At 67.8% G+C, this 15,048-nt stretch carries 12 protein-coding genes; 6 read left to right on the top strand and 6 right to left on the bottom strand.

The window, feature by feature from the left end:
- Positions 1-492: 492 nt before the first annotated feature.
- The gene (locus ACQ7JA_RS19730; protein WP_430901038.1) at positions 493-927 is read left to right on the top strand and encodes a DUF3597 domain-containing protein; all 435 of its coding nucleotides are present in this window, start codon (positions 493-495) and stop codon (positions 925-927) included.
- Here the strand turns inward: ACQ7JA_RS19730 and ACQ7JA_RS19735 are convergent.
- Both ACQ7JA_RS19735 and trpS read right to left on the bottom strand, forming a co-directional pair.
- Positions 924-1,973 (bottom strand): serine endopeptidase, encoded by a 1,050-nt coding sequence (locus ACQ7JA_RS19735; protein WP_430900836.1) that lies wholly within the window; start codon positions 1,971-1,973, stop codon positions 924-926. The two genes, ACQ7JA_RS19730 and ACQ7JA_RS19735, sit on opposite strands and share 4 nt — an antisense overlap.
- A gap of 223 nt (positions 1,974-2,196) precedes the next feature.
- Positions 2,197-3,225 (bottom strand): tryptophan--tRNA ligase, encoded by a 1,029-nt coding sequence (gene trpS, locus ACQ7JA_RS19740; protein ID WP_430900838.1) that lies wholly within the window; start codon positions 3,223-3,225, stop codon positions 2,197-2,199.
- 305 nt (positions 3,226-3,530) lie between these two features.
- Between trpS and ACQ7JA_RS19745 the strand changes: the two genes are divergently transcribed.
- From ACQ7JA_RS19745 to ACQ7JA_RS19765, 5 genes are all read left to right on the top strand, one after another.
- On the top strand, positions 3,531-5,849 hold the full coding sequence (locus tag ACQ7JA_RS19745; protein ID WP_430900840.1) for a family 1 glycosylhydrolase: 2,319 nt from the start codon (positions 3,531-3,533) through the stop codon (positions 5,847-5,849).
- Between the two features lie 107 nt (positions 5,850-5,956).
- Positions 5,957-6,853 (top strand): MORN repeat-containing protein, encoded by an 897-nt coding sequence (locus ACQ7JA_RS19750; protein WP_430900842.1) that lies wholly within the window; start codon positions 5,957-5,959, stop codon positions 6,851-6,853.
- 60 nt (positions 6,854-6,913) lie between these two features.
- Positions 6,914-8,668 (top strand): cation:proton antiporter, encoded by a 1,755-nt coding sequence (locus ACQ7JA_RS19755; protein WP_430900844.1) that lies wholly within the window; start codon positions 6,914-6,916, stop codon positions 8,666-8,668.
- 25 nt (positions 8,669-8,693) lie between these two features.
- The gene (locus ACQ7JA_RS19760) at positions 8,694-10,292 is read left to right on the top strand and encodes a mechanosensitive ion channel family protein (RefSeq protein ID WP_430900846.1); all 1,599 of its coding nucleotides are present in this window, start codon (positions 8,694-8,696) and stop codon (positions 10,290-10,292) included.
- Positions 10,293-10,422: 130 nt separating this feature from the next.
- Positions 10,423-11,121: a PEP-CTERM sorting domain-containing protein gene (locus ACQ7JA_RS19765; protein ID WP_430900849.1), complete on the top strand. Its 699-nt coding sequence runs from the start codon at positions 10,423-10,425 to the stop codon at positions 11,119-11,121.
- Here the strand turns inward: ACQ7JA_RS19765 and ACQ7JA_RS19770 are convergent.
- The 4 genes from ACQ7JA_RS19770 to ACQ7JA_RS19785 all read right to left on the bottom strand — a co-directional run bounded on the left by ACQ7JA_RS19770 (position 11,072) and on the right by ACQ7JA_RS19785 (position 15,022).
- Positions 11,072-11,827 carry a TerC family protein gene (locus tag ACQ7JA_RS19770; protein ID WP_430900851.1) on the bottom strand — a complete coding sequence of 252 codons (756 nt, stop codon included), beginning with the start codon at positions 11,825-11,827 and terminating at the stop codon, positions 11,072-11,074. The two genes, ACQ7JA_RS19765 and ACQ7JA_RS19770, sit on opposite strands and share 50 nt — an antisense overlap.
- A 75-nt stretch (positions 11,828-11,902) precedes the next feature.
- Complete coding sequence (locus ACQ7JA_RS19775; protein WP_430901040.1) at positions 11,903-12,442, bottom strand: TMEM175 family protein; 540 nt, start codon at positions 12,440-12,442, stop codon at positions 11,903-11,905.
- An 8-nt stretch (positions 12,443-12,450) separates the two neighbouring features.
- Positions 12,451-13,131 (bottom strand): YoaK family protein, encoded by a 681-nt coding sequence (locus tag ACQ7JA_RS19780; RefSeq protein WP_430900853.1) that lies wholly within the window; start codon positions 13,129-13,131, stop codon positions 12,451-12,453.
- 10 nt (positions 13,132-13,141) lie between these two features.
- Positions 13,142-15,022, bottom strand: coding sequence for an amidohydrolase family protein (locus tag ACQ7JA_RS19785; protein WP_430900855.1), 1,881 nt, complete (start codon positions 15,020-15,022; stop codon positions 13,142-13,144).
- Positions 15,023-15,048 lie beyond the last annotated feature (26 nt).

Raw genomic sequence — 15,048 nt, forward strand, 5'->3', positions numbered from 1 at the left:
CAATACCTCGGCGGCGGCAACGCGGCCCAGGCGGCGGACGACTTCGACCGGGTGGCGCAGAGCGCGCCGCGCGAGACGGTCGCCGAGGGCGTGGCCAGCGCGCTGCGTTCGGACCAGACCCCGCCCTTCCCGCAGGTCGTCAGCCAGCTGTTCGGACAGAGCGACGCGAACGGCCGGGCCGGCATGCTGAACCAGATGCTCGGCTCGCTGAACCCGGCCATGCTGTCCTCCATCGGCGGCGGCATCTTCGGCAAGCTGTTCGGCGGCGGCAAGCAGGTGACGCCGGAAGAGGCTTCGCAGGTTTCCCCCGAACAGGTGCGCGAACTGGCCGAGAAGGCCGAACAGCAGAATCCGGGCATCGTCGACCGCATGAGCGCCTTCTATGCCGAACATCCGACGCTGGTCAAGGCGATCGGCGGCGCCGCACTGGCGCTGGCGCTGGGCCACGTGGCGCAACGCATGCGCCCCCAATCCACCAACCAAGGAGATGATATGGGCATCCTGAGCAATATTTTCAGCAAGATCTTCCCGAAATCCCACGCCGCCAACAAGGGACCGGCGCCGCAGGCCCAGGCCCCGGCGCCCCAGCCGCAGGCTGCGCCCCAGGCCGCCCCGCAGTCTGCGCCGCAAGCCCAGCCCCAGGCCCAGGCCGGACCCGCCGCGATGGACCAGGTCGACGTCGAAGAGATCCTGACCACCATGCAGAAGTCGTCCGGCCAGCAGCTGAACTGGCGCACCTCGATCGTCGACCTGATGAAGCTGCTGGGCCTGGACAGCAGCCTGCAGGCGCGCAAGGAACTGGCCGCCGAGCTGCACTACACCGGCGACACGGGCGACTCGGCCGCGATGAACATCTGGCTGCACCGCCAGGTCATGAACAAGCTGGCGGCCAACGGCGGCAAGGTCCCGGCCGACCTGCGCGACTAATCGGCCAGGCTGGTATTGGCCGGCGTCCCGCAGGAAAAGCAGAAGCGCGCGAAGGCATTCTTGCGGGACGAACAGCAGCCGCACTTGTCGAACAGCCCGATGCCGCAGTGCGGGCAGTAATCCAGGCTCGCGTCCTTCAGGTCGACCGGCCGCTCGCAGCCCGGACACACGCCCTTGCCCAGCCGGGCCAGGGCGGTGTCGTAGCGCAGCGTCTGGCGGCGCTGCGCATCCGGCAGCGCCTCGGCCTCCTTCTGGCGCGCCAGGTAGCGCTGCAGCGAAACGATCGCGTAACGGCCTACCAGGAAGGTGATGACGATGCCGACCAGGTAGCGCACATAGCCGCCATAGCTCGGCAGGTAGGGCACCAGCTCGAAGAAGAAGGTGAACAGGGCAAAGATGATGAAGCCCCAGACGAAGGGCCAGTAGGCGCCCTTGCGCTTCTTCGCGAACAGCCAGCCGGCGAGCACCAGCAGCGGCAGGGTCAGCGCCAGGCGATAGAGAAAGACCCGCAATTCCTTGGCCTGCGCCGCATCGATGAAGGCCGCGCGGGCCGGACCTTCCATCTTTTCCCAGCGGTCCCCGGCCCTGTGCAGGGCTTGATTGGCGTCGAGCAAGACCTGCTCCTGCGCCTGCACCGCCGCGAGCGCCGTGCGCTCCTGGGCTTCCAGCGCGTCGAGCGCCTTCGTACGATTGATCAGCTCCGGATCCTGGTCCGGCCGCGCGGTGGCGCGACGGGTGGCGAGCCAGTTATCCAGGGTCTCGCGCGCGGTCCGGGTGTTCGCGCGGGCCACCTCGTGCTTCTGGGTCGCCTGCTCGAATTCCAGCTGGGCGGCGTCGCGCCGGTCCCTGGCCTGCTCCTGTTCGGCGCGCAGCGCGGCCACCTGGGCCGAATCCATGAACTGCTCGATGGTGAGTTCGGGCTCGACATCCCACAGGTTGCCGACGATGGCGCTGCCGAGGCCGATCAGGAAAGCCGCGAAGGCGAAGGCAACCAGCCACAGGGCGCGTTGCAGCCATTTCTCGGTGAAGCGCAAGCCTTTGCTCATGGAATTTCTCCAGTGACAATGAAGCGTGCAGCTTGCCACGGGAAAGCAGTGCGTTCCAGTATCAAACGCAAGAGGCGTGTGGTTTGCTCCGGGTGGTATCGAAGCACGATACCGTAGGGTGGGCGGTCCTCCGCCCACGCGTTCGAGCAGCGGGGAATGGATGATGTGCGTCTGCTCACCCTCGATTCGAACGCGTGGGCGAGGGATCGCCCACCCTACAACATCAGAAGTACGAGAGGCCCAGCGCCTTGCGCACTTCGTCGGTGGTCTGCGCCGCCACTTCGCGCGCCTTCATGGTGCCTTCCTTGAGGATCTGCAGCACTTGTCCACGGTCCTTGGCGAACTCTTCGCGGCGGGCACGGATCGGCGCCAGCAGGTCCTGCAGGATGCCTTCGAGGCGCTTCTTGACGACGCTGTCGCCCAGGCCGCCGCGGGTGTAGTGGGCCTTCATCTCTTCCAGGCCGGCCTTGTCCGTATCGAAGGCGTCGAGGTAGATGAAGGCCACATTGCCTTCCAGGTGGCCCGGATCGGATACCTTCAGGTGCAGCGGATCGGTGTAGACCTGCTTGACGGCGGCGCGGATCTCGTCGGCGCTGGCGCCCAGGTTGATGGTGTTGCCCAGCGATTTGCTCATCTTGGCGCGGCCGTCGATGCCCGGCAGGCGGCCGACTTCCGGCACGATGGCCTTGCACTCGACCAGGATGTCCTTCCCGCCGCCATAGGTGCGGTTGAACTTGCGCACGATCTCGTTGCACTGCTCGATCATCGGGATCTGGTCCTCGCCCACCGGCACCACGCTGGCCTTGAAGGCGGTGATGTCGGCGGCCTGGCTGGCCGGGTAGGTCAGGAAGCCGGCCGGGATGTCGCGCTCGAAGCCGCGCTGGATGATTTCCTGCTTCACGGTCGGGTTGCGCTCCAGGCGCGCCACGGTCACCAGGTTCAGGTAGTAGAAGGTCAGCTCGGTCAGTTCCGGGATCTGGGACTGGATCAGGATGGTCGTGCGGGTCGGGTCGATGCCCACCGCGAGGTAATCGAGCGCCACTTCGACCACGTTCCGGTGTACCTTACCGATGTCATCCATGTTGTCGGTCAGCGCTTGCGCGTCCGCCAGCATGACGAACTGGCGGTAAGTGTCCTGGTAGGCAACGCGGTTGCGCAGGCTGCCCACGAAGTGGCCGAGGTGCAGCGGGCCCGTCGGGCGGTCGCCGGTGAGGATGATGGGTGCGGAAGTGTTTGGGGTCGTGGAGCTCATCGGGTTTCCTTGTTAGTGCCCCGATCCCTGCCGCGCTAGATGTGAAAACGCCACCCGGATCGAGGCGGCGTCAGTCGAAATGCAGATCATTCCTTGTGGCCGCTTGCTAGGAGCGGCGCCACCAGGTCAAGACAAGATGATGTGCTTTCGGAAAATTCATGGACCGCATGGTTGCAGGTTGGCGCGCCGATGTCAACCGCTTCGGGTCCCATGGCCTGCGGGCCGGCTCCCCTTCCGACACTTTTTTTCCTGGGACGCCGAGCTGCAGAGAATTTGTTGTTAGAAAACTAATATTGGTGAAATTGATGATTCCAAAAAAGAGCACGAACAGCCAAGCCCGCCCCCTTGAACTCTGGGGCGGCCTCGAATGCACGGTCAACCGGGTACGCGACGACTACTTCAGCCAGCTGGACCGCAACGGTCACCATGGCCGCGCCTGCGACATCGGGCGCTTCGCGTCCACCGGCATCAAGGCCATTCGCTACCCCGTGCTGTGGGAACGCACCGCCCCCGAAGGCATCGACAAGGCCGACTGGGCCTGGCCGGACGAACGCCTGAATGCGCTGCGCGAAGCAAACGTCACCCCGATCGCCGGCCTGGTCCACCACGGCAGTGGACCGCGCGACACCAGCCTGGTCGACCCTGCCTTCCCGGAGCGCCTGGCCGAATACGCCGGCGCCGTGGCCGCGCGCTATCCCTGGATCGCACACTACACCCCGGTCAACGAACCCTGCACCACCGCCCGCTTCGCCGGCCTGTACGGCGTCTGGTACCCGCACGGCCGCGACGACCGCACCTTCATCGAAGCCCTGCTGGTCCAGTGCCGCGCCGTGGTCCTGTCGATGCGCGCCATCCGCGCCGTCAATCCGGACGCCAAGCTGGTCCAGACCGACGACCTCGGCAAGACCTATGGCACGCCCGAGATGGGCAAGGTTGCCGAGTTCTACAACGAGCGCCGCTGGCTGGCGTGGGACCTGCTGTGCGGCATGGTGGATGAACAGCACAAGCTGTGGAACTACCTGCTCAAGACCGGCATCCCGGCCGAGGAATTCCTGTGGTTCCGCGAGAACCCCTGCCCGCCCGACATCATCGGCGTCAACTACTACGTGACCTCCGAGCGCTGGCTCGACCACCGTCCCGAGCGTTTCCCGCAGCACCACCGCGGCGTGGCCGACGGCATTCCCTGCGCCGACATCGAGGCCTCGCGCGTGCTGGCCACGCCGACCCCCGGCATCGCGCCGCTGCTGTCGGAGGTGTGGGACCGCTATGGCATCCCGCTGGCCATCACCGAAGCCCACATCGACGCCAACCGTGAAGATCAATTACGCTGGCTGCTCGAGATCTGGGAAGCCGCCCAGCAGTCGCAGCAGAACGGCGTCGACGTGCGCGCCGTGACGGTCTGGTCCCTGCTCGGCTCCTTCGACTGGAACAGCCTGGTCACCCAGAACAAGGGCTATTACGAGCCGGGTCCCTTCGACGTGCGCTCGCCCACCCCGCGCCCGACCGCACTGGCGAAGATGATGAAGGAACTCTCGTCCGGCACGCCGCTGTCGCATCCGGTGCTGCGCGGCCAGGGCTGGTGGCGCCGTCCGGGGCGCTTCCTCTGCCATCCGCCGGTCGCGACGCCTGCCGCCCTGACCTCGATCTCGGCCGACGGCCATCGCCTGGTGGGAACGGGCGCGGCGCCGATCCTGATCCTGGGCGCCACCGGCACCCTGGGCCGCGCCTTCGCCCGCGTCTGCCGCAAGCGCAACCTGAATTTCAGGCTGCTGTCGCGCCAGGACATGGACATCGCCGACGCCGCCTCGGTCGAACGCGCCCTCGCCCAGTACCAGCCCTGGGCCGTGATCAACACCTGCGGCTATGTGCGCGTGGACGACGCCGAGAACGACGCCGAGCGCTGCTTCAGGGAGAACACGGCCGGTCCCGCCATCCTGGCCGCCGCCTGCGCCCGCCACGGCGTGCACCTGACCACGTTCTCGAGCGACCTGGTCTTCGACGGCAGGCAGGACCGCCCCTACGTGGAGTCGGATCCCGTCTCGCCGCTGAACGTCTACGGCCGCAGCAAGGCCGACGCCGAGGTGGCGGTGCTGGACGAGCACCCGGACGCCCTGGTGGTGCGCACCAGCGCCTTCTTCGGCCCCTGGGACCAGTACAACTTCGTGACCCTGGCGCTGAACGCCCTCGAACGCGGCGACTCCTTCACCGCCTCGAGCGACCTGACCATCACCCCGACCTACGTGCCCGACCTGGTGCACGCCTGCCTGGATCTCGCCATCGACCGCGAGGCCGGCATCTGGCACCTGTCCAATGGCGGCGAGCTGACCTGGGCCGAACTGGCGCGCAAGGCCGCGGAAAAGGCCGGCGTCGATGCGAGCCGCCTGGAGGCGCGTCCGCTTGCCTTCCCGGCCGCCCGTCCGGCCTACTGCGCCCTCACCAGCGAACGCGGCATCCTGCTGCCGAGGCTGGACCAGGCGCTGGACCGCTACCTCGAGCTGCGCAATGTGGAAGATCCGGAGATCGAGGAACTGCAGGCCACCGCCGAAAGCCGCCAGCCGGTGGCGAGCGGTCACCGGCAGCAGGAAGAGACGCCGCCGGAGGCGGTGCAGGCGGGGAAGTGCTGAGTCCCGGCGCCGCGATGTAGCGTAAAGGCCGCGTCACCCGTGCTGCATTGACGGGCGAGCGGCCCTGCGCCGAGAATGGCCGTTCCACCCTCTCCGCGCCGCTCACCGTGAAACCCACCGCCCTTCTGCTTTCCCTTGCCTTCTGCCTTCCCGCCTTCGCCCAGGAGGCGCTCAAACCCGGCGAAGTACAACTGAAGATGCCAGGCGGCGGCAGCTACATCGGCACCGTCAAGGACGGCGTCCCCGACGGCAGGGGCTACTTCAGGGACCCGGACGGCATGCAGTACGAAGGCGAGGTCAGCATGGGTGTACGCGAAGGCGTCGCCGAAGGCCTGTTCCCGAACGGCGACCGCTACCAGGGCCAGTGGAGGGACGGCAAACCGGACGGCCGGGGCACGATGACCTTCATGCTGGGCGGCGCCTATGAGGGGAACTGGCGTGCGGGTGTTCCCGATGGCCGCGGCACCATGACGTTCGCGGGCAACGGCCGCCGGGCCGACGTCACTTTTGTGAACGGCATGCGCGTGGGCGCCGCGCCCCGGGTACAGCCGCAGCCGGGAGAGAAAACCAGTTTCGCGATTCTGTCCGGCGCGAACCGCACCGGTTCCCTCATGAAGGACAAGGAAGTCACCTCCTCGGTGCCGCTGGATGTCGGCTACGAAGGCTTGACCCCTGCGCAGAAGCAGTTCGTCCGGGACGCCTACCCGGCGCTCGACGATGGCGACGAACCGCCCTATCCTCTCAAAGGCCCGCAGGAACTCTTCCTCGGCCTGTTGAAGCTGACCGGCCGCTACCAGCTCAATGGCGACGTCACGATCTACGTGCTGGTCGGCGCGGACGGCAAGGCGCTGTCCGCGGCGACGAGCGGCATCGACGATCCCGAGGCCAAGCGCATGGCGGGCATCGGCGCGGCCCTGCTGAAATACAAGCCGGCGCGCTGCGGCGGCCAGCCCTGCCAGATGATGGTCCCCTTCAAGGTCAATCTCGCGACCATCGTCAGGTAGGGAGGCGCGGGGGCGGCGGTATACAATCGCACGGAGTCTGTTAACGAAAGGCCGTTTTCCGTGCAAGAGCAACACGCCTTCCCCTTCCTGCGGGAGATCCTGCTTTTCCTGATCCTCTCGGGCATCCTGATTCCCACGCTGCAACGCCTGCGCATCAACCAGGTGGTCGGCTTCCTCGCCGTCGGCACCCTGGTCGGCCCCTTCGGCCTGGGGCTGCTGGCCGCCGATATTCCCTGGCTGGCCTTCCTCACCTTCCCGCGCGGCGCAGGCATCTCGATGCTGGCGGAAGTCGGTGTGCTGTTCCTGATGTTCATGATCGGCCTCGAACTCTCGGCCGCGCGCCTGTGGGCCATGCGCAGCTGGGTGTTCGGCGCCGGCAGCGCCCAGGTGCTTGCCAGCGCCGCGCTGCTGGGCGGCGCCCTGCTGCTGCTTGGCCTCGACACCCAGTCCGCCGTGGTCCTCGGCCTGGTGCTGTCGCTGTCCTCGACCGCCGTCGTGATGCAGCTGCTGGCCCAGCAGCAGGCCACCGGCAGCCGCCTGGGCCAGGCCGCCTTTGCGATCCTGATGCTGCAAGACCTGGCCGTGGTGCCGATCCTGCTGCTGGTCGGTGCCCTGGGCCGCGGCGCCGGCGATGGCGTGGCCATGCTGGCCCTCACCACGCTGGCCAAGGCGGCCATCGCGATCGCCCTGATCTACCTGGTCGGTGGACGGGTCGTGCACCGCCTGTTCCGCTCCTTCGCCGAGCACCGCCAGCCGGACGTCTTCATGGCCCTGATCCTGCTGTCGACCTTCGGCATCGCCGGCCTGTCGGCCGCGGCCGGCCTGTCGATGGCGCTGGGCGCCCTGATCGCCGGCCTGCTGCTGGCCGAGACCGAGTTCAAGCACGAGGTCGAGCTCATGGTCGAGCCCTTCAAGGGCCTGCTCATGGGCCTGTTCTTCATGACGGTGGGGATGAACATCGACACGCGCCAGATCCTGGAAGCCCCGCTGCTGCTCGCGGGCCTGGTGGCGGGGCTGGTGCTGATCAAGGCGCTGGTGGTGGCCGGCCTGCTGCGTCTCGGCGGCCAGTCCTGGAGCCGCGCGTTCGAGGGCGGCCTGCTGCTGGGCCAGGGCGGCGAATTCGCCTTCGTGGCCATCGGCTATGCCGTGACGTCGCGGGTGCTGGAGCCAAGCCTCGGTGCCCAGGTCATGCTGGTGGTCGGCCTGTCGCTCTTCATCACGCCGATGCTGGCCAAGCTGGGGCACGCCCTCGGCGAGCGCTCCGAAGTCGCCGCTCATGAAGCGTCCGCCGGCCAGGACCAGCAGCAGCTGGCCTCGGCGCGCGGGCGCATCATCATCGCCGGCTTCGGGCGCGTGGGCCAGCAGCTGGCCAAGCTGCTGGGCGAGCAGCACATCCCCTTCATCGCCTTCGAATGCGACGCCAAGCTGGTCTCGAAGCTGCATGCCGAAGGCAAGCCGGTCTACTTCGGCAACGCCTCGCGCCCCGAGCTGCTGCGCCACGTGCACGCGGACGAGGCGCCGGCCATCGTGCTGACCATGGACCACCCGGCCTCCGCCCTGCAGGCGGTGCGCGGCATTCGCCGCGAGTATCCGCACGTGCCGCTGTTCGTACGCTCGCGCGACGAGAAGCATGCGCGCGCCCTGCGCCTGGCCGGCGCCAGCGTGGTGGTGCCGGAAACCCTGGAAGCGAGCCTGCAGCTGTCGGCCTTCGTGCTGGAAGCGATGGGGCTGGACGCGCGCCAGGTCGACGGCATCGTCGACCACGAGCGGGCGGTGGTTACCGCCCGGCTGCTCGAGCCGGAAGCGAAAGCCTGAATCTCATTGGAAGGAAGTGTCGCGCATGCGTCTGTTGTCGATTGTTTTACTGCTGCTCCTGAACCTGGCCGCCCCGGCGGCGGCCTCCCCTATCCCGAAACTCACGCCGCCGACCGCGCCGGCCGTCCTCCCGGATCCGCTGGGCCGCGAGACGCCGCGCTCGACGATCTCGGGCCTGATCGGGGCGCTGGCCGAGCACGACTACGACCGCGCCGCCCAGTACTTCGACCAGCCCGCCAACAGCAATCGCCAGCGCGTCACCGCCGCCGCGCGGGCGCGCAGCTTCCAGTCGCTGCTGGACAACGGCGGCTCGCTGCAGCCCTATGCCGTGCTGTCGAACGAGGCGATCGGCCGCATCGACGACGAGCTGCCGGTCGACCAGGAATACGTCGGCCAGATCACGGTGCAGGGCAAGAAGGTGCCGGTGCTGCTGGCGCGCGCCGAGGAAGACGGCCGCCAGATCTGGCGCGTGGCGCCGGCCACGGTCGAGCAGGTGGCGATCGCCACCCGGCGCAGCAGCGCGGCCGACAGCGAGGAAGACGGCCTGGTGATCGCCGGCGCGCCGCTGAAGGACTGGGCCCTGCTGGTGGGGCTGGGGGTGGTGATCTTCGGCGGCCTGTGGATGGTCGCCCTGCTGGTGGTGGCCGGCACCCGCCGCCTGGTCGCCGATCCGGCATCGAACGGCCTGTACCGCTTCCTCGAGGCCGCGCTGCCGCCGGCCAGCCTGCTGCTCGCGGTGGGCCTGTTCTTTGCGCTGGCCGAACGGCTGCCGGTCGCCATCGTGGCGCGCCAGACCCTGCTGCGCTACACCGGCATCGTCTCCGTCATCGCCCTGGTCTGGTTCGGCCTGCGCCTGGTCGACGCCATCGCCGAACTGGCGATCGCGCGCATGCAGAAGCGCCAGCGCCGCCAGGTGGTCTCCGTCATCACCCTGCTGCGGCGCACGGCCAAGGTGCTGCTCCTGCTGTTCTCCGGCATCGGCATCCTCGACACCTTCGGCATCGACGTGACCACGGGGATCGCGGCGCTGGGCATCGGCGGCATCGCGCTGGCCCTCGGCGCGCAGAAGACCGTGGAGAACCTGGTGGGCAGCGTCACCGTGATCGCCGACCGCCCTGCCCAGGTGGGCGACTTCGTGAAAGTCGGCGACGTGCTCGGCACGGTGGAGGACGTCGGCATCCGCTCGACCCGCATCCGCACCGGCGAGCGCACCGTGGTCACGATCCCGAACGGCGACCTGTCGGCACGCCAGATCGAGAACTTCGCGGCGCGCGACCGCTTCCTGTTCAACCCCGTCATCGCGCTCGACTACCGCGTCTCCTCGGCGAAGCTGAAGGAAGGCATCGCCATCATCCGCGAGGTACTGGTCGATCACGAGAAGATCGCCGAGGGCGCCCGCGCCAACCTGGCGAAGATCACCGAGCGCGCCTTCAACGTCGAAGTGTTCTCCTACATCGAGGTGCGCGACTTCGACGCCAACGTCATCGTCCGCGAAGAGCTGCTGCTGGCGATCGTCGAACGCCTCGAAGCGGCCGGCATCGGCCTCGCCTTCCCGGCCCAGACCATCGTGTTCGCCCCCGAGGAAAACGCCGCACCGCTCAGCCTGAGGAAGGGCGACGACTGACCGACAATCCCAACCCTTGGTGTGAAACCGAGACAGTAGAACGGTCGCGTTGCGCACGCCGGACAGGCGCCGCAATCGCCGGCGCCGGGTGGCTATACTGGGCTGCATCCTTTCTTGTGCGAGGTGCGCCATGTCACGCCGCATCCAGACTCTGCTGTTCGTCCTGCTTCTCCTGCCCCTCCATGCTACGGCCGATACGGTCACCGTCACCACGCGCAGCAGCGGCACCATGGTTGCCTCGGGCGAAGCCGAGCGCCTTCTCGAGCTGCCGCCCGGCCCGGCCGACTACGAGCTGAGCTTTACTTCCACCTTGCCCGCCGCGGATATCGAGGTCTACCTCGGCAGCACGGATCTCAGCAGCTGGGGGCCGCTCGAAGTCACCCTGCAGTTTCGCGGCATCCGCCACAGCTTCAGCATTCCCGAAGGGATGAGCTGGATCCTGATCGCTTCCAACCTGGGCGGCGAGGACCTCTACCGGCATTCGATGACCTGGCCCATGATCGTGAGCTCCTTCGGGCTCGAAGGGATGATGTCCTTCGGCCTGCCTGCCGGCGGCTATCCCGGCACCGGGGATTTCTCGGCCCAGGACTTTGCGGTGAGCGATCCGGCCACTTCCCTCGTCGCGCTGCGCGTCTACCAGAATGGCGAAGCGACCGGCCAGCTGACCGGCACGGCCGATCGATTCGAGGTGTCGATCGTCAGCGCCGTGCCGGAGCCGTCCATCCTGGCCGGACTGTGCGCCGGCCTCGCCATCCTGGGCGCCGCAGCGCGCCGGCGCGCTAGATACGCGGCAGCAGCGCCTTGCGCTTGTTGCGCGCGCGGATGTTGAGCGCTTCCACCGCCAGCGAGAAGGCCATCGCCGCGTAGATGTAGCCCTTCGGCACGTGGGCCTCGAAGGCTTCCGCCGTGAGCGCCATGCCGACCATGACGAGGAAGGCCAGCGCCAGCACCTTCACGGACGGGTGGCGATCGACGAAGTCGCCGATCGGCTTGGCGGCAATGAGCATCACCAGCACCGAGAAGATCACCGCGGCCACCATCACGCTGATCTGGTCGACCATGCCGACCGCCGTGATGACGGAATCGAGCGAGAACACGATGTCGATCACCGCGATCTGGCCGATAATGCTCCAGAACAGGCGCTTGGTGGTGGCGCTGGTCGCCTGCTTGCCCGTGATGTCCTGCGGGCCCGCCTGGTCCTTGGCTTCCACCTCCACGAAGATCTCGTGCGAAGCCTTGTAGAGCAGGAACAGGCCGCCGAACAGCAGCACCAGGTCACGCCCGCTGATCCCCTGCCCCACCACGTGGAACAGGTCGGCCGTCAGGCCCATGACCCAACTCAGCGAGAACAGCAGCAGGAGGCGCGACACCATCGCGAAGCCCAGCCCCATGCGGCGCGCCTTGTCGCGCATCTCGGGCGGCAGGCGGCCGACCAGGATGGAAATGAAGATGATGTTGTCGACGCCGAGCACGATTTCCAGTGCGCTCAGCATCGCGAAAGCGATCCAGACGTTCGGGTCCATCAGCAGTTCCATGCCGGCCTCCTTGTGTCGAAAGCCGCAGTATTACATGAACGCCAATATTGCCGAGCACGTCCGCTCGCGGTCCGCTCAGCGCCCCGGCATCAGCCACAGGAGCGCCAGCGCGACGTGGATCGCGGAGCCGAGCGGCGGATAGGCCAGCGAGACGCCGATCGCGACCGCGTACAACACGATCGACAGGCGGTTCTTGCGGCTGCCCCAGGCCATCGCGTGGCCTGCGCCTTCGCCTCCCAGGCGCCAGGACAGCAGCATGAAGGAGATCGAGCAAAGCAGCAGCACCACCCCGTACATCGCCACCGGCACCGGCGCCATCGGATGCTCGCCGGCCCATGCCGTCACCCAGGGGATCAGCGACATCCAGAACAGCAGGTGCAGGTTGGCCCACAGGGCGGCGCCATCCACCCTGGCCACGCGGTCGAGCAGCGCGTGGTGATTGACCCAGTAGATGCCGACATAGACGAAGCTCAGCGCATAGCGCAGCCAGCCGGGCAGCACGTTCGCCAGGTCGGCGGCGGAGGTGCCGTGCGGCGGCTGCAGTTCCAGCACCATGATCGTGATGATGATGGCGATCACGCCGTCGCTGAAGGCCTCCAGCCGGTTCTTGCTCATCATGCGAATCACGCGGCCTCCGGTTCGGCGAGCGCCAGGTGCAGGCACAGGATGGCGACCGGCACGATGAGTGCGACGAAGCCGAAGGCCAGGTAGGCAAAGGCGGCGGCCGCGCAGCCGAGGGCAAAGGCCAGCACCGGCCAGAAGAACTTCCCGCAGCGCGCCTTGGTGGCTCCGTCGGCCGCGCCGCGCAGCCAGTCGGTCGCGTCGATCACGAGCTGGGTCACGTTACCCGTCATCATCGAGGTCGGCGCGAGGTGGGTCAGCAGCAGCTTGCTGGCCGCGCTGTGCGCGCCCATCGCCGCGGCGCCCAGCAGGCCCGCCGCCATCGCCAGTGCGCCGGCACTGCCGCCGACCGGCTCGGCCAGCATGCCGCAGGCCATGAAGCCCAGCAGCAGCACCAGCTGCTGCAGGTAGCTCGGCTTCACCGCGGAGCTGCCGCGCCGCTCGCAGCCCGCCACCAGCAGGCGGGCCGCCGCCACGCCCAGGATGAAGGCCGGGAAGGCCAGCAGCTTCAGGAGCGAGGGTGTTTGCGCCGGATCCGCCATGGATACCGCGATGAGCACGAAGTTGCCGGTCACGTGGGCCGTGAAGAGACCGAACAGGGCGATGAAGCCGAGGGTGTCGACGTAGCCGGCCAGGAAGCCCATGCCTACGCCCTGGACACGCTGAAATTCTGTGCTTTTCATGTCGATGGCCTCAGAACGCGAAGCAGCTGCAGCCGAGGGCGCCCCAGAAGCCGCCGAAGTCCGAGACCGGCACGCTGGACTTGCGCGCCCGGTCGTGCGAGTGGGCGTGCACGCCGCAGGGACCGCTGCACTGGTGGGCGAGGCTAGCCGCGGGCTGCTGCTGCGGTGTTGCACGGCGCCAGTGCCCGGGCACCCTGGTGACCGGCGACCATTCAGGCAGCACCGGAATCGGCGGCGGACCCAGGCTCGTAAATTCGGCCGCGCCATACACCAGCTGGCCGCCGACCACGGTCAGCACCGACTCGATCGCCTTGATGTCTTCTTCGTCCACGGTGAAGAAATCATCGGACAGGACCACCAGGTCGGCCAGCATGCCTTCCCGGATGCGGCCCTTGCGTCCCTGCTCGTTCGAGAACCAGGCGCTGCCCGAGGTCCACAGTTCGAGCGCGGTCGCGCGCGGCAGGTAGCCATGGTCGCCGTACAGCGGCAGGCCGCCGACCGTGCGTCCCGTCACCAGCCAGTACAGCGCGGTCCAGGGGTTGTAGCTGGCCACGCGGGTGGCGTCGGTGCCGGCGCCGACCGGCACGCCGGTCTCCAGCATGCGCTTGATGGGCGGCGTGGCGCGTGCGGCGTCCGCGCCGTAGCGGTCGACGAAGTACTCGCCCTGGAAGGCCATGCGGTGCTGGATCGCGATGCCGCCGCCTAATGCCCTTACCCTTTCTATACTGCGTTCGCTGATCGTCTCGCAATGATCGAACATCCAGTGCAGGCCATTGAAGGGGATGTCGCGGTTGACCTTCTCGAACACGTCCAGCATGCGGGTGATCGATTCCTCGTAGGTCGCGTGCAGGCGGAAGGGCCAGCGGGCCTCCACCAGGTGGCGCACCACCTTCTCCAGTTCATCCTCCATGCCTGCCGCCAGTTCCGGGCGCGGCTCCAGGAAGTCCTCGAAGTCGGCCGCCGAGAACACCAGCATCTCGCCGGCGCCGTTGTGGCGGTAGTAGTCGCTGCCCTGGCCAGGGGTGACCATGCCGGTCCAGCGCTGGAAGTCTTCCAGCTCGGCCCCCTTGTTCTGGGTGAACAGGTTGTAGGCGATGCGGATCGTCAGCTGATTGTTGCGGTCGAGTTCCTCGATGACCGAGTAATCCTCGGGGTAGTTCTGGAAGCCGCCTCCCGCATCGATGGCGCTGGTGATGCCGAGGCGGTTCAGTTCGCGCATGAACTGGCGGGTGGAGTTCACCTGCAGGTCGTAGGGCAGCTTGGGACCCTTGGCCAGGGTCGCGTACAGGATCATCGCGTTCGGACGGGCGATCAGCATGCCGGTCGGGTTGCCGGCCGCGTCGCGCTGGATCTCGCCGCCCGGCGGGTTCGGGGTGTCCTTCGCGTAGCCGACGGCGCGCAGCGCGGCCCGGTTGAGCAGCGCACGGTCGTAGAGGTGCAGGATGAAGACCGGGGTGTCGGGCGCGGCGGCGTTGATCTCTTCCAGCGTCGGCATGCGCTTTTCCGCGAACTGGAATTCGTTCCAGCCGCCCACCACGCGCACCCACTGCGGGTTCGGGGTGCGCAAGGCCTGCTCCTTCAGCATGCGCAGGGCGTCGCCAAGGGAAGGCACGCCTTCCCAGCGCAGCTCCAGGTTGTAGTTCAAGCCACCGCGGATCAGGTGCAGGTGGGAGTCGTTCAGGCCGGGGATCGCCGCGCGGCCATTCAGGTCGATGACCTGGCTGTCCGCCTGGCGGTAACGCATCACATGTTCCTGGTCGCCGACGGCCAGGAACCTGCCGTCCTGGATGGCGACCGCGCTGGCCTTCGGATTCTCGCGGTCGAGGGTGGTGAAACGGCCGTTGATGAGGATGAGCGGCGCCGCGGCGCTGCTGGTGGACGGTGTCGGCATGGTGGCTCCCTGGCGTTGGTGGTGGC

It is taken from the genome of Massilia sp. BKSP1R2A-1 (assembly GCF_050586525.1).
Lineage (GTDB): Bacteria > Pseudomonadota > Gammaproteobacteria > Burkholderiales > Burkholderiaceae_D > Telluria.